Below are 20,258 nucleotides of genomic sequence, written 5' to 3'. Positions count from 1 at the left end.
CTGAGAAGGCAGAAGTTTAGCACCAACAGACAACTTGATCGACTATCAGAATAAGATGTACTGTATGTGCATACAGTATTTATTTTGAGGTGACTACATGCCGCGTCGTTCAGATATTGAGATCGCCTTTAGAGCCTCTATTGTGCATGAAAGGTCAGGCCGCAGGATTGTGAAAACTGCTGATTTTGTGCTGGAACTAGTAAAGGTCAACTGGGACTTCAGCATGGAAGAGGCGAATCAGTGGATAGCCAGATACACAACCAGCTTCAAAGACATCACCCCTGACCATGGCGAGAACAAAACCTGGTTCATGTACAACCCGAACGGAGGGCTTTGATATGGCATTTGCATCCCCGGCTAAGGATTATGTCGAGCGCGGTATCTCATTAGATGCCGAGCTTATCAGCCATCCATCGGCGACTTACTATGTCAGGTCTGACGTGGCTATTTTACGGGCTGGCATTAAGCAAGGCGCGCTGCTTGTTGTGGACTCAGCAGCAAACCCATGTGATGGTTCGATCGTTCTCTGTTCCATTGATGGGCAATTTGTCATGAGGTATTACCGCATGTTCCCAGGCTTGCATCTGGAGAACATGGAGACAGGCCGGAAGGAAAGGGCGCGCGGACTCGACGACGGAAGTGCAATCGATGTTTTCGGCGTGGTGACATACATCATTAACGATGCGCGCACCGGAGAATTCGACGACAACCCGGTGATTTAATCAGACGGGCTCGATTAACTCCGGGCCCTGATTCTTCACATTGCCGACGGCGCGCGACACTGCGTGCCAGATAAATGCATCTGCTGGCACTGAACCGTCGAAAACAATCTCCTCTGCTTCTTTCCCGCCCACATCCTGCCGCATCCATTCGCGTGCTGCCTCCGGTGAGAGGATCAGTGGCCTGCGGTCATGGATATCAACCAGGCCTTTGTCGGCCGCCGCCGTGACAATCAGAAAACCTTCCGCTTCATCTCCACGCTCAAACGGTGTGCTGCCTATTACGGCCATGAATATCGGCTTACCGTCCGCCCTATGGATGAAGTACGGCTGCTTCTTTTCGCCTTCCTTCTTCCATTCGAACCAGCCATCAGCAAACACGATTGCACGACCATGTTGCCAGAGTGGTTTGAACATCCTACTGGTGGCCGCGGTTTCCACACGTGCGTTTATCAGAGGCGGCTTATCCCACCATCCAGGAGCATAGCCCCAGTAAACTGGATCGAGGTGTAATTGTTCATCTCGTTCGCTCAATAGCAAAACTTTAGTGCCTGGCGCCACGTTGTACCGGCCAATCGGTTCAGGGTCGAACGGGATGTCACGTTCGGCTTCTTCGGCGATTAACGCCAGGTAATCTTCACGGGTCATTGATTGAGAGAAACGTCCGCACATGGATACCTCCAGTAGTCGAACTGAAAGTATAGGAGTGGAGGGAGGCAGGGGGGGAGTGATGGGGCATGGGTGGGGCAAAAAATTAGCGCAAAACAACTCAAAACCTGTGTAGGCAGTGATTCGTCTTGCGCTAACGCTTTGCTTTATGACTGCTTTCAGCTCACTTCAACGCACACTTAAAAAATACTGCCGCCTATTATGAATAAGCCGGAGTGGGCAGATTAACCCCTACTTCATCACGAACAATAAACGTTCGCCGCCATTGGTCCGCGTAAACCATTTACGCGGCAAAATTCCACGCGCATGCCGGGGATCAGAGATTCGGATTGATGGGTGCTGAGGGCTGAGATGTGAACCTGAACGTCTTTACGACCATCTGAAGGGGTGATGAGACCTTTACCGCTGAGGGAGTCAAAAGCTTTGACAATGCCTGTCATTTTACGAGACAAATAAATTCCTTTGTATTGATAACGCCGAACACTATACGCAGGTTTGGATATTTATCCAGTACTTTATTTTGTCAGACATCACTGCTGAATTAAATAACGCGCCTTTTGGCGCGTTTTTTATACGTCATTATCGACCAAACAGGTCGCGTTTTTTCGGCTTAAACGGCTGTGCAATAATCACCAACACGGCGACCACCAGATAGGCCGCGAAGATACCGACCAGCCACTGCGGCATTTCCAGCGACAGGAACGACCACTGACGTACCGCGCAGTCGCCGGATGCGACAAACACCTGCGGCAGCCATTTATCGAGCGGCAGCCAGGTCGGGAAGCGCGCGGCAAAGTCGCAGGTCATAAACGGCGACGGATGCAGCTGAATCATCGTGTGCTCCCAGGCAAGCTGCAAACCACGAATCGCGCTGTAAATCCAAATTACCATAGCGACGTAACGCAGCGGCGTTTTCGGGGCGATGGCGCCTACAATACCTGCACCCATGATGCCGAACAGGGCGCAACGTTCATAGATACACATGACACATGGCTGAAGCAGCATAATATGCTGAAAATACAGCGCAACGAGTTCAAGTGCAAAGGCAGTAAACGCCATCAACAACCACGCGCCACGGCCTCGTGAGCACTGGTTCAAATATCGCAACATAATCATTTCCCTGGAACATGTTTAAGAGCAGCAGTTTAAACCAAAAAAAGCCTGCCGCCACTGACGTTTAGCAATTATTACGTAAATGAACATTAAATGCCCGGCACTACTGGCCGGGCAGTTTAGCTTTATGGTAAGTGTGGGGAGGGGATCCAACCGAGTGCCAACAGCCAGTCGCTGGCGGGTTGCAGGACAAACTCAACGCACAGCAGCCCCACCAGCGTCAGCACAATGGTATAAGGCAGCGCCATCCAGACCATGCGACCATAAGAAAGTCGTATGAGTGGCGCCAGCGCCGAGGTAAGCAGGAACAGAAACGCCGCCTGGCCATTCGGCGTGGCGACGGACGGCAGGTTAGTGCCGGTGTTGATCGCGACCGCCAGCATCTCAAATTGTTTGAGGTCGATAGCGCCAGACTCCAGCGCAGCCTTCACTTCGTTGATATAGACGGTTCCAACAAACACGTTATCGGAAATCGACGACAGCAAACCATTGAAGATATAGAACAGCGAGCGCTGCGCGTGCGGTGAGGCTTGCAGCACAAAATCGATGATTGGCGCGAACAGATGCTGGTCAATAATCACCGCAACGACCGCGAAGAAGACGGTCAGCAGCGCGGTGAAGGGCAGCGCCTCGGTGAAGGCTTTGCCGATGGCATGTTCATCGGTAATGCCGGTGAACGAGGTGGCAAAGATGATAACTGACAAACCAATTAACCCCACCTCCGCCAGGTGGAAAGCCAGCGCCAGCACCAGCCAGACGCCAATCACCGCCTGAACGCACAGGCGCATGGTGTCCTGACGCGTGCGCTGTTTACGGCTTCGCTCATCAAAATCATGCAGTGTTTTGCGCACGGTCTCCGGAAGCGTGGCCCCGTAACCAAACAGCTTGAATTTTTCTAAAAGCAGGCAGGTGGTTATGCCGCAAATAAACACCGGCACAGTAACCGGAGCCATTCGCATAAAGAACTCACCGAAGTGCCAGCCGGAGGCTTTGGCGATAATTAGGTTCTGTGGTTCACCGACCATCGTCATCACGCCGCCAAGCGCGGTGCCGACGCCCGCATGCATCATCAGGCTGCGCAGAAACGCGCGGAATTGTTCCAGTACGTCGCGATAGTGTTTATCGATGTGGCTATCATCAAGCAGATCGTCATCGTCAGTACGGCTTGACGCCGCACGGTGATAAATGCCGTAGAAACCCACTGCGACGCTGATGATCACCGCGACCACCGTCAGCGCATCAAGGAAGGCTGACAAGAACGCCGCCGCCAGGCAAAACGCCAGCGAGAGCAGCATTTTGCTGCGAATGCTCAGCAACAAACGGGTGAAAATAAACAGCAACAGCTGCTTCATAAAGTAGATGCCGGCGACCATGAAGATCAGCAGCAGCAGCACTTCGAGATTAGCTGCAATTTCTTCACGCACGTGTTCAGCTGACGTCATGCCGACAATCACCGCTTCAATTGCCAGTAGCCCGCCGGGGATTAACGGATAGCATTTGAGCGCCATCGCCAGGGTGAAGATAAACTCGATAACCAGCAGCCAGCCCGCAAGAAAGGGGTTAACGAGAAAGATAATCGGGTTAATTACCAGGAATATCAGGAGTAAAAGTTTATACCAGTCGGGGGATTGCCCGAGAAAATTGCGCCATAACGCGCGACAGTATGAGATTTCCATGACCAATAGTCTGCCTCGTAGAAGTCATCTTTTGTTACAACCAGGGCTGAAACTCTAGCAGAGATCGCCGCAAAAAACGCTCTTAAGTACGGAAAAGGAAAATCAAAAAATGAAACGGCGATCCCTTTTTAATTCGCTTCGTGTGCTATCTGCTGTTGATGCGGTCTGGTATGATGAGTGGATTGCAACGCTGTGTAATGGAAATTCTAACTATGGTCATTAAGGCGCAAAGCCCGGCGGGTTTCGCGGAAGAGTATATTGTTGAAAGCATCTGGAATAACCGTTTTCCACCAGGGTCTATTCTGCCTGCCGAGCGCGAACTTTCTGAACTGATTGGTGTGACCCGTACAACCTTACGGGAAGTGTTGCAGCGTCTGGCTCGTGATGGCTGGTTGACTATCCAGCACGGTAAGCCGACGAAAGTAAACAACTTCTGGGAAACGTCCGGCCTCAATATTCTGGAAACGCTGGCGCGTCTCGATCACGAAAGCGTTCCACAACTGCTGGATAATCTGCTTTCCGTGCGCACCAACATCGCCACCATTTTTATCCGCACTGCGTTCCGTCAGCATCCTGACAAAGCGCTGGAAGTGCTGGCCACCGCGCGCGAAGTCGAAGACTACGCCGATGCGTTTGCCGACCTCGATTACAATATTTTCCGTGGTCTGGCGTTTGCCTCCGGCAATCCGATTTATGGCCTGATTCTGAACGGCATGAAAGGGCTCTATACCCGTATTGGCCGTCACTATTTCGCCAATCCGGAAGCGCGTAGCCGCGCGCTGGGCTTCTATCATCGCTTAACGGAAGTGTGCGAGCAGGGTCTGCATGACCAGGTGTATGAAACCGTGCGTCGTTACGGCCATGACAGCGGCGAGATCTGGCACCGGATGCAGAAAAGTATGCCGGGCGGTGTATAAGTATCCATAGAAAAAGCCTCTCAATTGAGAGGCTTTTTTGTATCACAACGCGCTCGGTCTCGGTGGGCAACGTTCAAGTAACTCAACGCTGCCGTCCGCATTCTGCTGCTCAAGATGCACTTCAAAGCCCCACAGACGATGCACGTGCTTGAGCACTTCCCGGCGGCCCTTATCCAACGGCGCGCGGTTGTGCGGCACATAACGTAGCGTCAGCGATCGGTCGCCGCGAAGATCCACATTCCACACCTGAATATTCGGCTCCAGGTTACTGAGATTATATTGCGATGACAGCTGGGCGCGGATTTCGCGATAGCCGCTTTCATTGTGGATCGCCGAGATCTCCAGATAGTTATTGCGGTCGTCATCCAGCACCGTAAACAGGCGGAAATCACGCATCACTTTCGGTGACAGGAACTGGCTGATAAAACTCTCGTCTTTAAAATCGCGCATCGCAAAATGCAGCGTTTCCAGCCAGTCGGAACCGGCCATATCCGGGAACCAGTAACGGTCTTCCTCCGTCGGCGTCTGGCAGATACGTTTGATGTCCTGGAACATGGCAAAGCCCAGTGCATACGGGTTAATCCCGCTGTACCACGGGCTGTTATAAGGCGGCTGGAAGACCACGTTGGTGTGGCTGTGCAGAAACTCCAGCATAAAGCGCTCGGTCACTTTCCCTTCGTCGTACAGATGGTTGAGAATGGTGTAGTGCCAGAACGTGGCCCAGCCTTCGTTCATTACCTGCGTCTGTTTTTGCGGATAAAAATACTGGCTCACCTTACGCACAATACGCATGATTTCGCGCTGCCACGGCTCCAGCAATGGGGCATTTTTCTCCATAAAGTACAGCAGGTTCTCCTGAGGTTCAGAAGGATATCGGCGCGCAGATTCCACCGTTTTCTCCTCTTCACGCTTCGGCAGAGTGCGCCACAGCATATTCACCTGGCTTTGCAGATACTCTTCGCGACTTTTCTGCCGGGCTTTCTCCTCCTGCAACGAGATTTTTTGCGGACGTTTGTAGCGGTCCACGCCGTAGTTCATCAACGCGTGGCAGGAGTCGAGCAGCTTTTCCACTTCATCTACGCCGTAGCGCTCTTCACACTCGCTAATGTATTTACGGGCGAAAAGCAGGTAATCGACGATGGAACTGGCGTCTGTCCAGCTGCGGAAAAGATAGTTGTTTTTAAAGAAGGAGTTATGCCCGTAGCAGGCGTGCGCCATCACCAGCGCCTGCATAGTAATGGTGTTCTCCTCCATCAGATACGCGATACAGGGATTGGAGTTAATCACAATCTCATAGGCCAGCCCCTGCTGGCCGTGCTTATAGGCCCGCTCGGTCTCAATGAACTTCTTGCCGAACGACCAGTGGGTGTAGTTTATCGGCATCCCGATGCTGGAATAGGCATCCATCATCTGCTCAGAGGTAATGACTTCGATTTGATGGGGGTAGGTGTCCAGCCGGTAGAGTTTGGCTACCCGGTCTATCTCAACCAGATAGGTTTCCAGCAGGGGAAATGTCCAGTCGGGTCCGTCGCTTAAACGCGTGCTGTCCTTATTCATCGAATCAATCGTTGCCATTAGCGCGCCCTCATTGTTGGCGACTCTCTCTGTCTGGAGAGCCTCTGTAAAAGAATAGAACACCTGCGAAAAACTGTAACAAGCGCCAATTTTTTTCTTCGCGATTTCTTCATTTTGATGACGATATTTTTACAATTATGCAGCATTTTATGCTGGGTAAAATTATTGCTCAGCAGGAGATGTTGATTCTCGCATGCCAGCGCTGGCGGGGCTGTATGTGAACTACGTCACCATAAAAAAAGCCTATGTTGAATAATATTTTCATCTGGGTTATCAATTTGTAATCAGAAGATTGTTCTTTTACTCATTTCGATTCTGGAGTAGCTATGCACGTTGTCATACTGGGAAGTGGCGTAGTAGGCGTGACCAGCGCCTGGTATTTAAGTCAGGCAGGACACCAGGTTACGGTTATCGATCGTGAAGTGGGCCCGGCGATGGAGACCAGCGCCGGAAATGCCGGGCAGATCTCCCCCGGTTACGCTGCGCCCTGGGCGGCACCCGGCGTGCCGCTGAAGGCGATTAAATGGATGTTCCAGCGCCACGCGCCGCTGGCGATTAGCCTCGATGGCACACAGTTCCAGTTGAAATGGATGTGGCAAATGCTGCGCAACTGCGACACGCGGCACTATATGGAGAACAAAGGCCGCATGGTGCGTCTGGCGGAGTACAGCCGCGATTGCCTGAAAGCGCTACGTGAATCCACCGGGATTGCCTACGAGGGGCGGCAGGGCGGCACGTTACAGCTTTTCCGCACCGCACAGCAGTATGAAAACGCGATGCGCGACATTGCCGTGCTGGAAGATGCGGGCGTGCCGTATCAACTGCTGGAGTCAGCCCGACTTGCCGAGGTTGAGCCTGCGCTGGCGGGCGTGGCGCACAAACTGACGGGCGGCCTGCGTTTACCGAATGATGAAACCGGCGACTGTCAGCTCTTCACCCAGCGTCTGGCGCAGATGGCTGAAAACGCGGGCGTCACTTTCCGCTATAACACGCCGGTCGATGCGCTGCTGCGGGAAGGTGAGCACATCTATGGCGTGAAGTGCGGCGATGAACTGATTAAAGCCGATGCTTACGTGATGGCGTTTGGTTCCTATTCCACCGCGATGCTCAAAGGGCTGGTGGACATTCCGGTATATCCGCTGAAAGGGTATTCTCTCACCATCCCGGTGAAGGAGGAGGCGGGCGCACCGGTTTCGACTATCCTTGATGAAACCTACAAAATTGCCATTACCCGCTTTGATAATCGTATTCGCGTTGGCGGGATGGCGGAAATTGTCGGCTTCAATACCGAACTGCTGCAACCGCGCCGCGAAACGCTGGAAATGGTGGTGGGCGATCTGTTCCCGCGCGGCGGCTATATTGAGCAAGCCACGTTCTGGACCGGCCTGCGCCCCATGACGCCGGATGGCACGCCAATTATTGGCAAAACCGCATTCAAAAATCTGTGGCTGAACACAGGCCACGGTACGCTGGGCTGGACCATGTCCTGCGGTTCCGGGCAGTTAATCAGCGATTTAATCTCCGGGCGGACGCCTGCCATTCCTTATGATGATCTAAGCGTGGCGCGTTACTCGCCGGGCTTTACGCCGTCGCGTCCTCAACATTTGCACGGCGCTCATCATTAAGGAGAAGGCATGTCTCGTCCTGTAGAAGCCAGCATCGATCTTTCGGCGCTGCGGCAGAACCTGAACGTTGTACGCCGGGCGGCTCCGGAATCACGCGTCTGGTCGGTGGTTAAAGCCGACGCTTACGGGCACGGTTTGAAGCGCGTCTGGGGCGCATTACGCGAAACAGACGGTTTCGCGATGCTCAATCTGGAAGATGCCATCCAGTTACGTGAGTGGGGATGGAAAGGTCCTGTTCTGCTGCTGGAAGGGTTCTTCCACGCCGATGAGCTGGAACTGTTTGATAAGTATCGCTTAACGACCAGTGTTCACAGTAACTGGCAGATCAAAGCGATTCAGGACGCCCGGTTAAACGCTCCGCTGGATATCTATCTGAAAGTGAACAGCGGTATGAACCGGCTCGGGTTTACGCCGGATCGCGTCAGTACCGTATGGCAGATCCTGCGTAAAGTGCCGAACGTCGGCGCGATGACGTTGATGTCGCACTTCGCGGAAGCAGAAAAAAGCGAGGGCGTCGAACGGCCGATGCAGCGAATCGAGCAGGCTGCGGAGGGGCTGGAATGCCCGCGCTCGCTTGCCAATTCGGCAGCAACGCTCTGGCACCCTGAAACGCATTATGACTGGGTGCGGCCGGGCATTATTCTCTATGGCGCGTCGCCTTCCGGCCAGTGGCAGGATGTGGCCAACAGCGGTATTAAACCAGTGATGACCCTGAGCAGTCAGATTATCGCCGTGCAAAACCTCAAACCGGGCGACACGGTGGGCTACGGTAGCCGCTATACCGCCACGCAGGAGCAGCGAATAGGTATTGTTGCCTGTGGATATGCGGACGGTTATCCGCGTATTGCGCCGTCGGGTACGCCGGTGATGGTAGACAGCGTGCGTACCTCCACGGTAGGAACGGTGTCGATGGATATGCTGGCGGTGGATTTGACGCCGTGCCCCAATGCAGGAATCGGCGCGCCGGTAGAGCTGTGGGGCAACGGCATCAAAATCGATGACGTTGCCGCCTGTGCGGGCACCGTGGGCTACGAATTAATGTGCGCGCTGGCGCCGCGTGTACCGGTTGTGACGGTGTAACTTAATCGGCGAGGCGGTTATTCCGCCTCTTCTTCTGCAACTTTAACCCCGACTTTGACGACTTCATTATCGGCTTTCTCCGCGACCGTCCACACCATTCCGGCAAACTCTACCTGATCACCGACAACCGGCGTGGCGCCTAACAGCTGCTGAACGATCTCGCCCAGCGACTGCTGTTTATCGCGAAACTCTTCGACACCGTCGAGACCGTAAATCATCGCCACATCGGCGAATTTGGCGCTGGCTTCGAGAATAAAGTCACCAAAGAAACGTTGATCCAGCGCTACCGGCGGTGACTGACTGAACAGTTTACCGAGCGCCGGAATATCACGCTCGCGGGCAATCACGCACAGAATATCACCTTCGCGCAGGCGTGTGCTGCCGTTCGGGTGCAGCAGAACGTTATCGCGGAACAGCGCGGCGATGCGCGTATCCTTCGGCATATGCAGGTCACGCAGCGCGGCACCCACGCACCATTTGTCGGCGCTCAGCTGATAAATAAGCTGTTCCCACGGGTTTTCCGGGTGAATGTCCAGCCCGACGCGCGACACCGGCCAGCCAACGGGCGGCACCACCACTTTGGCACGTTTCGCCGCCCAGGAGAGTGAGGTGCCCTGAAGCAGCAGCGATACCAGCACCACGAAGAAGGCGACGTTAAAGAACAGACGCGCGTTATCCAGCCCGGCCATCATCGGGAATACGGCGAGGATAATCGGCACCGCGCCGCGCAGACCCACCCAACTGATGAAAATGCGCTCGCGCAGGTTAAAACCGCGAAACGGCAGCAGGCCGATAAACACCGATAATGGGCGGGCGAAGAAGATCATCCACAGCGACAGCAGCAGGGCGGAAGCGGCAATCGGCAGCAGGTCAGACGGTGTCACCAGCAGACCGAGTACCAGGAACATGCCGATTTGCGCCAGCCACGCCAGCCCGTCGAAGTTTTGCAGGATACCGAAGCGGTTACGAATAGGCCGATTACCCAGCAGGAAACCGCACAGGTACACGGCGAGGATGCCGCTGCCGTCCAGCGAGGTGGTAATGGCGAAAATCATGATCCCGCCGCTGAGGGCCAGCAGCGGATACAGCCCGGTTGGCAGGGTGATGCGGTTAATCATCTGCAACAGCAAATAACCGCCCGCAAGGCCAATCAGAATACCCAGACCAAACTGCTGAATGATATGCACGGCAAACATCCAGCTTAATCCCGTTTCGTGCTGCTGGATCATCTCAATCAGGGTGATGGTCAGAAAGACCGCCATCGGATCGTTGCTACCGGATTCAATCTCAAGCGTCGAGCCGACACGCTCGTTCAGCCCTTTGCCGCCCAGCAGAGAGAACACCGCCGCCGCATCCGTCGAGCCAACAATCGCGCCAATCAGCAGGCCTTCAATCCAGTTAAGGTTAAACAGCCACGCCGCCGCAATACCCGTCAGCCCCGAAGTGATTAACACGCCTACCGTGGCCAGCGACAGCGCCGGGCCCAGGGCGACGCGAAATGAGCTCGCCTGGGTGCGCATCCCGCCATCCAGCAGGATCACCGCTAGCGCCAGGTTACTCACCATATAAGCGAACGGATAATTATCGAAAGGAATGCCGCCGATGCCATCTACGCCTGCGAGCATGCCAATGGCGAGGAAGATAACCAGAATCGGGATACCGAGGCGGGAAGAGAATGAACTTAAAAGAATGCTACAGGTTACTAAGACTGAACCCAAAATAAAGAGACTAATGACTGCCGCGGCGTCCAATGTTCACGTACTCCCCGATAACGAACAAGCTAGTTACAAAAAGTTATCATAATTAGCGCGTGAACAGGGGAACAATAAGAGGATTGAATGTTTTTTTATTTTACAGCGTCGCCCGATAACTCGACCGGGCGACGCTGTAGGTTATGGCGTTAGCGGTTCTCTTTAAGTTCCTGTCGCGCATGGGCCGAACGCAGATACTGCTGAAACTCTTCAATAGCCTCGACCGCAGTTACTTTTGTTTTCGTACCGCCCTGTATTTTACGCATATCCGCATAGACGATCAGCGCAAAGAGTTTGCCCACACCCCGGTTTTCCACGCCCCGCACCATACGCCTGAGTTTCTTCGGCGGCTGATAGCCCTCCCGCCAGCTCAACACGATGCGCAACGCTTCATGACGTTCCTCAACGTCAAAGTCAGTAATGGCGGTCCACTCAATAGGTTTATCCAGATCGCTACACTCAATGTGCGTTGGCGTGAAGGTATAGAGCGGTTTTTGACCGGAGCGATACAACATGAAAGTCATAATCGCTAATAACCAGGCCAGGGTAATGAGAAATAGGGAAAAACCGGAGCTGGTTGGCGCAAAAAGAGATAGGAAACCTATCACCATGAGGAACACAGCCCCCGCGCTTTGCAGCAACACTTTTTTCTTGTTATCGCGCCAGATTTCACAGCTTTCCGTTGCCAGTACCGCGTGCGATTCCAGCATCTGCTGGTGCTCTGTATTATACCGGACGGCTTCTTCCGTCAGAGATTGTGACATCGACGCGCGCACCCCTTCCAGCCCGCCGAATAACGCACCCAGAGAGGCAAAATCACCCTCGGACACCTGGCGAGTCGCGTGCGCAATCAGGCTGTCGTCTATTTTAACGTCCAGCGCCTCAATACGCGCGCGCGTGACCGGGTGGCTGTCTGTCGGGTGCTGAATCTCATGTTCCAGGCACGCCTGCACATCGAAGGTATTTGATTTGCTCGCTTCGCCGAGCAGGCCGCTTATCCACTCCTGCTGTGTCTGTTCTTTACCTGACATCACTGTGTTGAGATAGTTGCCGACCATCTCTGATAGCGCAGAAATACGCAGCAGTGCGCTGGAAAGTGCCTGCGGCGAGCTGGCCTGTGCACCAGTTTGGTCAGCGGCGAACTCACGAATGCGGCTCCAGTAGCTGACCGTTTCGTGAAACTTAATCAGGAACCACAGGCCCATATCCAGTGCAGGATGCAACACGATGCGGTCAATCCACGCCACACCGTTTGAGTTATTTGCCATCTGCTGTAGCGTATTTTCAAACCCGGCATAAACCGGGGCAAAACGTAAACTGTACTGCGTATCCTGCCCGGTAAAATGCCCCAGTTCGTGGCCAATAACCGCAGCCACCTCGTCTTTATCCATCAACGATGAGTAAGTGAGGGGTAAATAAAGGGTATTACCGGTCAGCAGATCGCCGCTGTTCAGACGAACGTTATTGGCGGTGACATAAAAACAGTCAAAGAAACCGACCACGATATTATCTGGCATAACGACCTGGCTTTTTTGTGCCAGTTCGCGCACCCAGCCCCACAGCTGCGGCGATTGTTCCTCAGAGACGGAGTGGCCGTGAATATGACTTTCTTCGCGCTTAAAGAAAGCAAAGCAGCGACGGATGGAAAACATGCTTTTCAACAGCATCCACAATATGGCGCCAATAGCAAAGAGCGCCATCACAAATACTTTTCCTGACCCGTGACCGGAATGCGAGAGCGAAACCAACCAAGCCAGCTCGCCGCCAACTAATGAAACAATCCCCAGCCCGTTGCAGATCATAATCAGCAGCATAAAGATGGGGATAATGCCCCGGCACAGTGTAAAGGTGGCAATCAATTTATTTTGCGAGGTACGCGACGCGACTACGCTCAAATAGCAAATCACCATTGCCAAAAGGCAGATGAGAATGGAGCCTGCGCTACAGAGACCCGCAAAGACGGAGAGACCTGCGCGGAGCGCAGCTGAGGAATTGTGCCCCGAAGGCGTGCCGCCGAGACGCCAGAACTGCCAAAAACCATAAATCAGAATTAATATTGGGATTAAAAATATTCGTCTGAAAGCTTTTATTTCCATATAAAAAGACTCGCATTAAGTGATAGATTTAAAATGGCGGTTCATTTTAAATTGGCCTTAAGGGAGTTTTTGTTATTATTTCTTACGAAGGCTTTAAGTTATTTTAATTATATTTAGAAAGGGAATGTGTGGATTTATGGGATGCTATATATGTTGCAACATCCCATCAATAAGCCTTAACGAAGGACCGGATGCCCGCTGATGGTCAGTGTGGTTGCGTCTGCCGAGTGTACCAGCTTCGCCTGCGCCCCCAGCGGCAGCGTGACGGTGCGCTGCTCGTGGCCGAAATCGAGCCCGCTGATGACCGGAATTGTCAGCCGCGAACGCAAATAGTCGTACATAGTCTGCAAATCATAACCCGCGTCGTAGTCATTCGGCGTAGCGCCGGTGAAGCTGCCGAGCACGATGGCCTTTTGACGCGGTAGAATACCCGCGTACAACAGTTGCAGCAGCATGCGTTCCACGCGGAAGGGATGTTCGTTGATATCTTCCAGCACCAGAATACCGTCGCTGATTTGCGGCATCCATGGCGTACCCACCAGCGACGTCAGCATCGCCAGATTCCCGCCCCACAGTTTGCCTTCTTCGCGGCACTGCGGACCGTCGCCCGCCCACTCAAGCGTGAAGCTTTCATTGCGCAGCGCCTGCCAGAAGTGATGCACGGTAAAGTCGTTCAGGGCTTCTGCACCAAAATTCCCCGCCAGCATCGGCCCGCTGAAAGTGATGACGTCACCTTTTGCCAGCAGCCCCATCTGAATGACGGTGAAATCGCTGTGGCCGCAGATAAGCAGCGGATCCTGCTGCTGGCGCGCGACGAGCGACGGCCAGTCGATGGCATCCAGCAGACGGCTTGCGCCATAGCCGCCGCGCACCGCAAGGACAATCTGATTTTTACCTTTCAGTTCGGCGAGTTGATTGACATCGGCCAGACGCTCGCTCTCGACGCCCGCAAAGCGCTGGCTGCGGCGGGGAATGACCTGCTGGTGGTTGACCTGATGCCCTGCGCTTATCAGTCGGTCAACGCCCATTTCGGCGGCGGATTGATTGATGCAGTAGCCCGACGGGGCGATCAGATGAAACTGTGACATGGCAATTCCTTGCAGAGAACGAAACGAGTATCATGCCGCCTGAACCCGTTATTGTCATTACTGGCGACATACTTGAGCTAAAAAGGATAGTTGCGTGAAATTGAGATGGTTTGCTTTTTTAATTGTGTTACTTGCCGGATGCAGTTCAAAACAGGATTACAAAAATCCGCCCTGGGACCCACAGGTGCCGGTGAAGCGCGCAATGCAATGGATGCCGATTAGCGAAAAAGCCGGTGCGGCGTGGGGCGTAAGCCCGCGTTTGATCACCGCCATCATTGCGGTCGAGTCTGGCGGCAATCCGAATCTGGTCAGTAAATCCAACGCTGTCGGCCTGATGCAGTTGAAGGCGTCCACCTCCGGGCTGGACGTTTACCGGCATATGGGCTGGAGCGGTCAACCGTCAACCAGCGAGCTGAAAAACCCGGAGCGTAATATCTCCATGGGGGCGGCTTATCTGAGCATACTGGAACATGGCTCGCTGGCAGGCATTAAGGACCCGGAAGTGATGCAGTACGCGCTGATGGTCTCTTATGCCAACGGCGCGGGCGCGCTGTTGCGGACGTTCTCCTCCGATCGCAAAAAAGCGATCAGCAAAATCAACGATCTGGATAAAGACGAGTTCTTCGAACACGTCGTCGAAAATCATCCGGCTCCGCAGGCGCCGCGCTATATCTGGAAAATGCAGAAAGCGATGGATGCGATGTAACTACTCGCGAACCTTGTTGGCGCGTTCACGCGCTTCTCGCTCCAGCGAAAAAATAATACGCTGGAGCGAGCGTTCTGCCGCCGGGTTAACGTTGAGAAAACGCAAACTCAACCGTGGCGTACTCACCGTTTCGTTTTTATGATCGACCACTCTTCGCTCACTGACCGCAATCAGCTGCGCATCAAAATGAAATTTTCCCCATTGCCCCATATCCAGCTCCAGCTGGGAAAAACGCATTCCCGGCTGTAAATGGCTTTCCGGCTGACTCTCCAGCAGTGCCCCCATCCCTCCCAGCGACAGGTCAAAAAGCCGAAAATGCAGCGCCTGATTACCAGGGAGTTGGGCTTTGCCAAAGTAGGGCGGATGCAGCGGGGCCGCGATGCGGAAATACTCACGTCGCTGTATAAACCAAAGTGTCGGCGGAACGGGAACAATAAACGCCGGCAGCCCCTGATATTCTCCCGCCTGCAACTGTGTCACCGTGAATTCCATTTTAGCGCCGGCGGTTTCGGCGGTGATGGTGACGTTTTCCACCCGCTGTACTGCGCGGTTCTCGTATTCCTGACTGCCAAAATCGACTATCAGCGCGGTTTTGCTCACCTCCAGAAGGCGACTGATAAATTGCCCGCTTCCCCACGAGACGCGTAGCGGAACGTCATCGCGATGAAGATCGCGCAGAATATTCAAAACGGCCAGCGGGTTTTGTTTCAGGAATTGCGAAGGGTATTGATTCATCTGCTATCTCTTCTGGAGGATAAACCGTCTGGTTGTTATCGGTTTACGTCCAGGAAACTTCAGCCCCGGTAAAAAAAATTTTGTTCGTTTTCTGCGCGGCGTGAGGGCGGGAAGGGCCTGTTCAGGTCAAACATATTCAGCATATGAATAAAATATAAGCGCGGCGGCGAGATTTTTAAGAGTAATTACCTATACTTGAAACATTAGCGGCGCAGAATGTCGGCGCTTTTTTTGAGGTTTTTTTAATTGGAGGATGGTGAAAATGGGTGTTATTGCCTGGATTATTTTTGGTCTTATTGCGGGTGTTATTGCCAAACTGATTATGCCGGGGAAAGACGGCGGCGGCTTTATTCTGACCTGCCTGCTGGGGATCGTCGGTGCGGTCGTGGGCGGCTGGATTGCCACCACGCTGGGCTTTGGCGATCGCGCGATGGGCTTTGATATGCACAGCTTCCTGGTTGCCGTTGTGGGCGCCATTGTCGTGCTGGGTATCTTCCGCTTCCTGCGCCGCAACAACTAAGCATCACGCTTCAACGGCCCCATTCGGGGCCGTTATTCTTCTTTTCTGTTGATTCCCCACAAATTTTTCAGACTCTGTGCATCTGGCTATTGCGCGTTAAATAAAAATGAGAATAATTAGCATTCTTTATTCTAATAATTGGTCAGACAAACATTATGCGCTTTGCCTATCGTACGCTCTCGGGAATGATTACACTTGCTCTCGCCACACCGGCCCTGGCCGACAACGCTGAAACCACTATGGTCGTCACCGGTTCACAGGGGAGCAGTGAACTGCCCGTCTGGACCAACAGCGCCACCAAATCCGCTGTTGCGGAGAGCAAAACGCCGCAGGTCATCAATACCATCAGCGAGAAAGAAATTACTCAACGTCACGCTAACTCGGTCAATGAAATTCTGCGCTACGCACCGGGCGTCTCGACGGAAGTGCGCGGCAGCACCAGCTACATGAGCGAATATAAAATTCGTGGCTTTACCGTCGACAATGAATTTTATAACGGCCTGCAATTGCCCTATAACGTCAATGGCAACACCAAAGCGCGTATTGACCCGCTGCTGATTGAAAACGTGGATATTCTGAAGGGGCCGTCTTCGGTGCTTTATGGCAACGGTTCGCCGGGTGGTCTGGTGAACATCCAGGGAAAAAAACCGCAAACCGAGCCACGCACGGAAGTAGGGTTTAACACCGGCACGCGCAACCTGAAAGAGGGGTATCTGGATTCCACCGGACGTATCCTCGACAGCGACTGGAGCTATCGCCTGCTGGGCAAAGCGCGTGAAGGCGATGACCAGCCGCACACCACGCGTTACGAAGATTATCTGGTTGCGCCGAGCATCACCTGGCAGCCCGATAACAAAACGCGTCTGACATTTGACGCGCTGGCGCAAAATACGCCGAGCCTGACGCCGTCCAATCCATTACCGCTTTCGTATCTGCGTTCCAGCTATGCCGGGCGTCGCGATTTTGCGGGTGATAAGTGGAGCGGTTTCGAACAGCGCCAGTGGATGGTGGGTTATAGCTTCGAGCATGAGTTTGACAGCGGTTGGGGCATCGCCCAGAAAGCGCGTTATTTTGACATCGATACTCATCAGCGCAGCGCCTATTCCACCGGAAATGCGGGCAGCGCCAACGTCTATGAACTTAACCGCTTTGCCTATACCACCGATGAAGATCTGCACAGCTTTAATATCGATAACCAGGTCAGTAAAACCTTCGCGCTGGGTGACTGGCAGCATCACCTGCTGGCGGGGTTCGATTACCAGAAACTGAATTCGCACTATAACTATCGCTACGCCTCGACCACGCCGGGCATCGATATGCTGCATCCGGATTACTCGCAGATCACCAGTGATAATTTAGGGCTCTACACCGCGCAGAAAAATCGTCTTTCTTACAACCAGAAGGGCTATTACTTCCAGGATCAGGTGGAGTTCGGCGGCCTGAATATTCTTGGTAGCATTCGCTATGATGAGTACCAGTCCGCTACCACAGATTATCTCAATGACCAGCAAAAAGCGTGGATCTCGCAGGATCGCGTGACTAAACGTCTGGGCGCGCTGTATGCCTTTGAAAATGGTCTGTCACCGTTTATCAGCTACTCAGAAGGCTTCCTGCCGGTATCGCCGCGCGGTAACCTGACCGCGCAGGATGTGAAACCGACCACCAGCAAGCAGCTGGAGGGCGGCGTGAAATACCTGCTGGCTGATTACGCGACGACCTTTACCGCGTCGGTGTTTAATATTCGCCAAAAAAACGTGGTGAGCGCGGACCCAAGCTGGAACTACCGCCAGACGGGGGAGATTGAATCGAAAGGCGCGGAGCTCTCCGTCGTCAGCCGTCCAACGGACAATATCAATCTGATTGCCAACTACGCCTATACGCACGCTATCAACACCGAGGATGAAACTTACGAAGGTAAGCGCCCGACACAGGTGCCGGAAAACGCGTTTAACCTGTGGGGGGATTACACCTTTGATAGCAGCTTATTCAGCGGATTAACGGTGGGCGCGGGGGTACGCTACACCGGGCCGATGGAGATTTCTCCGGCCAATAACGAAGGCAAGCTGGGCGGTACGACGCAGTATGATATGGCGGTATCATACGATATGTCGGCTATCGACAGCAGCCTGAACGGCTTGATGCTGAAGGCCAGCGCGCAGAACCTGACCAACAAAGAAACCTTCAGTTGCTACGACAGCACCAACTGCTGGATTGGCCGCGACCGCACGGTGCAGGTGGGGGCGAGTTATACGTTTTAATGATTGCCCGGTGGCGCTGCGCTTACCGGGCCTACAGAGTCGCGTAGGCCGGATAAGGCGCAGCCGCCATCCGGCATTACTTCGCCGCCTGAACCGGCGCATCCGGCACCGTATCGCACGGTTTCTCTTTCGGGCAAATCAAATCCAGCATCTTCAGCGTTACGCCGTTGGTCCAGCCAAAACCATCCTGCAACGGATATTCACCGCCGCCGCCGCCCGTTCCGGTGGAGGTAATATCATATTTTTCCACCAGTTTTTTCTCCTTGTCATAGGTGTGCTGCACGTTGCTCAGGAAGCGCCAGGTGACGTCCATCGCCACTTTCTCCTGACCATAGTTCTGCAACCCTTCTACGGCGACCCACTGTAACGGCGCCCAGCCGTTTGGCGCATCCCACTGTTGCCCGCTGTTAATGGTAGTAGTGGTAATGCCGCCCGGTTTTAACAACCGGCTTTCCGTCGCTGCCGCTACTTTTGTCGCCCGTTCATGCGAAGCGGCATTCACGTACAGCGGGAACAGGGCGGCAGCGGTCAGCTGATTACGCACCTTGTGCGACTTCAGATCGTAATCGGCGTACCAGCCCTCTTTATCGTTCCACAGATATTTTTCGATAGCCTTCTGGCGCGCGTTAGCTTCGGTATCGTACTGGTTACTTTTCGCCGTATCACCCGCAGCTTTACTCCCCTCGGCAATCAGTTTTTCCATCTTAAACATCAGCGCGTTCAGATCGACTGGCACGATGCTGGTGGTGCGAATGGTGCCCAGTTGCTGTGGGTTATCCATCCAGCGCGAGCTGAAATCCCAACCCGATGCGGCGGCGGAGCGCAGGTCGCGATAGATTTCCGTGGCGGGTCGATTTGGGTTTTTCTTCGCGGTGGTCACATCATCAAGCCACGATTCCGGACGCGGGGTGTCGTTATCATCCCAGTAGCGGTTGAGCAGGGTGCCGTCGCGCAGTTTGACCACCCGCTTGTTGGCGTCGCCAGGCTGAAGACTTTCCGCGCCGTCCATCCAGTACGCGTGCTCTTTTTCCATCTGTGGCAGATAGGTTTTCAGCGCATCGCTGTCATGTTTTGCCAGTAACTCAACCATCAGCGAGAAAAATGGCGGTTGCGAACGGCTTAAGTAGTAGCTGCGGTTGCCATTAGGGATATGCCCCCAGGTGTCGATTTCCCAGGCGAAGTTCGCCACCATATCCGCCACTTTATCCCAGTGCCCGCTCTCCGCCAGGCCAAGCATGGTGAAGTAGCTATCCCAGTAATAAACCTCACGAAAGCGTCCGCCGGGCACGACATACGGTTTCGGTAGCGGCAGCAGGGAGCTCCACTTTTCCGCCGTTTCGCTGGTGCGGGTCAGCACCGGCCACAGGCCATCAATATGCTGGCGCAGCGTTTGCCCTTTGGGCGGCACATAGGTTTCGCCCGCCTGCGGTAGCGCAAAGTTCATCTCTACAAAGTGGCGCAGGTCAAAGCTGGTCTGACTCTTCTGCATGCGGTAATCCGCGAGGATCATCAACGGGTCGCTTTTAGGCACCGCGTCGGCGAAGGTTTTTTGATCGGGAAAGAGTTTCGCGCTTTGCACATCATTAAACAGCGGCCCAAGCAGAATATCAGGGGAGGCCGGGTACTCCTCCTGCGCCTGTGCGGCAAAGGCCAGCAGCAGGGCGCTTAACGTCAGGGTGTGGCGCGCAACAGGATGCGCAGCAATGTTCTTCATCGGTTTTCTCCATTTC

The 20,258-nt window shown here is 53.9% G+C and carries 17 protein-coding genes and 1 pseudogene; 8 read left to right on the top strand and 10 right to left on the bottom strand.

What is annotated here, in order from left to right; translation table 11 throughout:
* Positions 1-97 precede the first annotated feature (97 nt).
* Together AC1MKH_RS14465 and AC1MKH_RS14460 are read left to right on the top strand one after the other, a co-directional pair.
* On the top strand, positions 98-337 hold the full coding sequence (locus tag AC1MKH_RS14465; RefSeq protein WP_276219946.1) for a DNA polymerase V: 240 nt from the start codon (positions 98-100) through the stop codon (positions 335-337).
* 1 nt (position 338) lies between these two features.
* The gene (locus AC1MKH_RS14460; protein WP_276219947.1) at positions 339-722 is read left to right on the top strand and encodes a HumD family translesion DNA polymerase; all 384 of its coding nucleotides are present in this window, start codon (positions 339-341) and stop codon (positions 720-722) included.
* On the opposite strand, the gene AC1MKH_RS14455 is transcribed toward AC1MKH_RS14460, so the two are convergent.
* The 4 genes from AC1MKH_RS14455 to nhaB all read right to left on the bottom strand — a co-directional run bounded on the left by AC1MKH_RS14455 (position 723) and on the right by nhaB (position 4,177).
* The gene (locus AC1MKH_RS14455) at positions 723-1,391 is read right to left on the bottom strand and encodes an SOS response-associated peptidase (protein WP_276219948.1); all 669 of its coding nucleotides are present in this window, start codon (positions 1,389-1,391) and stop codon (positions 723-725) included.
* Positions 1,392-1,627: 236 nt separating this feature from the next.
* The gene (gene cspF, locus AC1MKH_RS14450; RefSeq protein WP_231827042.1) at positions 1,628-1,840 is read right to left on the bottom strand and encodes a cold shock-like protein CspF; all 213 of its coding nucleotides are present in this window, start codon (positions 1,838-1,840) and stop codon (positions 1,628-1,630) included.
* A 127-nt stretch (positions 1,841-1,967) separates the two neighbouring features.
* Entirely contained in the window at positions 1,968-2,498 is a 531-nt protein-coding gene (gene dsbB / locus AC1MKH_RS14445; RefSeq protein ID WP_108475348.1) for a disulfide bond formation protein DsbB, read from the bottom strand.
* A 128-nt stretch (positions 2,499-2,626) separates the two neighbouring features.
* Positions 2,627-4,177 (bottom strand): Na(+)/H(+) antiporter NhaB, encoded by a 1,551-nt coding sequence (gene nhaB, locus AC1MKH_RS14440; protein WP_276219949.1) that lies wholly within the window; start codon positions 4,175-4,177, stop codon positions 2,627-2,629.
* Between the two features lie 212 nt (positions 4,178-4,389).
* Between nhaB and fadR the strand changes: the two genes are divergently transcribed.
* On the top strand, positions 4,390-5,094 hold the full coding sequence (fadR, locus tag AC1MKH_RS14435) for a fatty acid metabolism transcriptional regulator FadR (RefSeq protein WP_276220118.1): 705 nt from the start codon (positions 4,390-4,392) through the stop codon (positions 5,092-5,094).
* A gap of 42 nt (positions 5,095-5,136) precedes the next feature.
* Here the strand turns inward: fadR and AC1MKH_RS14430 are convergent, their stop codons facing one another.
* Positions 5,137-6,669 carry a SpoVR family protein gene (locus AC1MKH_RS14430; protein ID WP_015964096.1) on the bottom strand — a complete coding sequence of 511 codons (1,533 nt, stop codon included), beginning with the start codon at positions 6,667-6,669 and terminating at the stop codon, positions 5,137-5,139.
* A 326-nt stretch (positions 6,670-6,995) separates the two neighbouring features.
* Here AC1MKH_RS14430 and AC1MKH_RS14425 point away from each other — a divergent pair, with 326 nt between their 5' ends.
* Both AC1MKH_RS14425 and dadX read left to right on the top strand, forming a co-directional pair.
* Positions 6,996-8,294: a D-amino acid dehydrogenase gene (locus tag AC1MKH_RS14425; protein ID WP_149462762.1), complete on the top strand. Its 1,299-nt coding sequence runs from the start codon at positions 6,996-6,998 to the stop codon at positions 8,292-8,294.
* A 9-nt stretch (positions 8,295-8,303) separates the two neighbouring features.
* Complete coding sequence (dadX, locus tag AC1MKH_RS14420; protein ID WP_276219950.1) at positions 8,304-9,374, top strand: catabolic alanine racemase DadX; 1,071 nt, start codon at positions 8,304-8,306, stop codon at positions 9,372-9,374.
* A gap of 83 nt (positions 9,375-9,457) precedes the next feature.
* Here the strand turns inward: dadX and AC1MKH_RS14415 are convergent.
* From AC1MKH_RS14415 to ldcA, 3 genes and pseudogenes are all read right to left on the bottom strand, one after another.
* A pseudogene (locus tag AC1MKH_RS14415) lies at positions 9,458-11,092 on the bottom strand (potassium/proton antiporter); the annotation flags it as partial.
* Positions 11,093-11,274: 182 nt separating this feature from the next.
* The gene (locus AC1MKH_RS14410) at positions 11,275-13,020 is read right to left on the bottom strand and encodes a M48 family metallopeptidase (protein WP_276219951.1); all 1,746 of its coding nucleotides are present in this window, start codon (positions 13,018-13,020) and stop codon (positions 11,275-11,277) included.
* Positions 13,021-13,397: 377 nt separating this feature from the next.
* Complete coding sequence (gene ldcA, locus AC1MKH_RS14405) at positions 13,398-14,309, bottom strand: muramoyltetrapeptide carboxypeptidase (RefSeq protein ID WP_276219952.1); 912 nt, start codon at positions 14,307-14,309, stop codon at positions 13,398-13,400.
* 94 nt (positions 14,310-14,403) lie between these two features.
* Between ldcA and emtA the strand changes: the two genes are divergently transcribed.
* A complete protein-coding gene (emtA, locus tag AC1MKH_RS14400; RefSeq protein ID WP_015964101.1) occupies positions 14,404-15,015 on the top strand; it encodes a membrane-bound lytic murein transglycosylase EmtA in 612 nt (203 codons plus the stop codon).
* Here the strand turns inward: emtA and ycgR are convergent, their stop codons facing one another.
* Entirely contained in the window at positions 15,016-15,750 is a 735-nt protein-coding gene (ycgR, locus tag AC1MKH_RS14395; protein ID WP_276219953.1) for a flagellar brake protein YcgR, read from the bottom strand.
* Between the two features lie 262 nt (positions 15,751-16,012).
* On the opposite strand from ycgR, the gene AC1MKH_RS14390 reads away from it, so the two are divergent.
* Together AC1MKH_RS14390 and AC1MKH_RS14385 are read left to right on the top strand one after the other, a co-directional pair.
* Positions 16,013-16,270, top strand: a complete 258-nt coding sequence (locus AC1MKH_RS14390) for a GlsB/YeaQ/YmgE family stress response membrane protein (RefSeq protein ID WP_015964103.1) — start codon at positions 16,013-16,015, stop codon at positions 16,268-16,270.
* 155 nt (positions 16,271-16,425) lie between these two features.
* Positions 16,426-18,528 (top strand): TonB-dependent siderophore receptor, encoded by a 2,103-nt coding sequence (locus AC1MKH_RS14385; RefSeq protein WP_276219954.1) that lies wholly within the window; start codon positions 16,426-16,428, stop codon positions 18,526-18,528.
* A gap of 76 nt (positions 18,529-18,604) precedes the next feature.
* Here the strand turns inward: AC1MKH_RS14385 and AC1MKH_RS14380 are convergent, their stop codons facing one another.
* The gene (locus tag AC1MKH_RS14380; RefSeq protein ID WP_276219955.1) at positions 18,605-20,242 is read right to left on the bottom strand and encodes an alpha,alpha-trehalase; all 1,638 of its coding nucleotides are present in this window, start codon (positions 20,240-20,242) and stop codon (positions 18,605-18,607) included.
* Between the last annotated feature and the right edge of the window lie 16 nt (positions 20,243-20,258).

This window comes from Pseudocitrobacter sp. CD920760 (genome assembly GCF_057782505.1).
The sequence above is the reverse complement of the archived record's forward strand: the minus strand, read 5'-3'. Positions and strand labels throughout refer to the sequence as shown.

Bases quoted from the DNA above. Each gene is read 5' to 3' on its own strand.
- AC1MKH_RS14465 (WP_276219946.1), top strand. From the start codon at position 98: ATGCCGCGTCGTTCAGATATTGAGATCGCCTTTAGAGCCTCTATTGTG.
- AC1MKH_RS14460 (WP_276219947.1), top strand. From the start codon at position 339: ATGGCATTTGCATCCCCGGCTAAGGATTATGTCGAGCGCGGTATCTCA.
- AC1MKH_RS14455 (WP_276219948.1), bottom strand. From the start codon at position 1,391: ATGTGCGGACGTTTCTCTCAATCAATGACCCGTGAAGATTACCTGGCG.
- dsbB (WP_108475348.1), bottom strand. From the start codon at position 2,498: ATGTTGCGATATTTGAACCAGTGCTCACGAGGCCGTGGCGCGTGGTTG.
- nhaB (WP_276219949.1), bottom strand. From the start codon at position 4,177: ATGGAAATCTCATACTGTCGCGCGTTATGGCGCAATTTTCTCGGGCAA.
- fadR (WP_276220118.1), top strand. From the start codon at position 4,390: ATGGTCATTAAGGCGCAAAGCCCGGCGGGTTTCGCGGAAGAGTATATT.
- AC1MKH_RS14430 (WP_015964096.1), bottom strand. From the start codon at position 6,669: ATGGCAACGATTGATTCGATGAATAAGGACAGCACGCGTTTAAGCGAC.
- AC1MKH_RS14425 (WP_149462762.1), top strand. From the start codon at position 6,996: ATGCACGTTGTCATACTGGGAAGTGGCGTAGTAGGCGTGACCAGCGCC.
- dadX (WP_276219950.1), top strand. From the start codon at position 8,304: ATGTCTCGTCCTGTAGAAGCCAGCATCGATCTTTCGGCGCTGCGGCAG.
- ldcA (WP_276219952.1), bottom strand. From the start codon at position 14,309: ATGTCACAGTTTCATCTGATCGCCCCGTCGGGCTACTGCATCAATCAA.
- ycgR (WP_276219953.1), bottom strand. From the start codon at position 15,750: ATGAATCAATACCCTTCGCAATTCCTGAAACAAAACCCGCTGGCCGTT.
- AC1MKH_RS14390 (WP_015964103.1), top strand. From the start codon at position 16,013: ATGGGTGTTATTGCCTGGATTATTTTTGGTCTTATTGCGGGTGTTATT.
- AC1MKH_RS14385 (WP_276219954.1), top strand. From the start codon at position 16,426: ATGCGCTTTGCCTATCGTACGCTCTCGGGAATGATTACACTTGCTCTC.
- AC1MKH_RS14380 (WP_276219955.1), bottom strand. From the start codon at position 20,242: ATGAAGAACATTGCTGCGCATCCTGTTGCGCGCCACACCCTGACGTTA.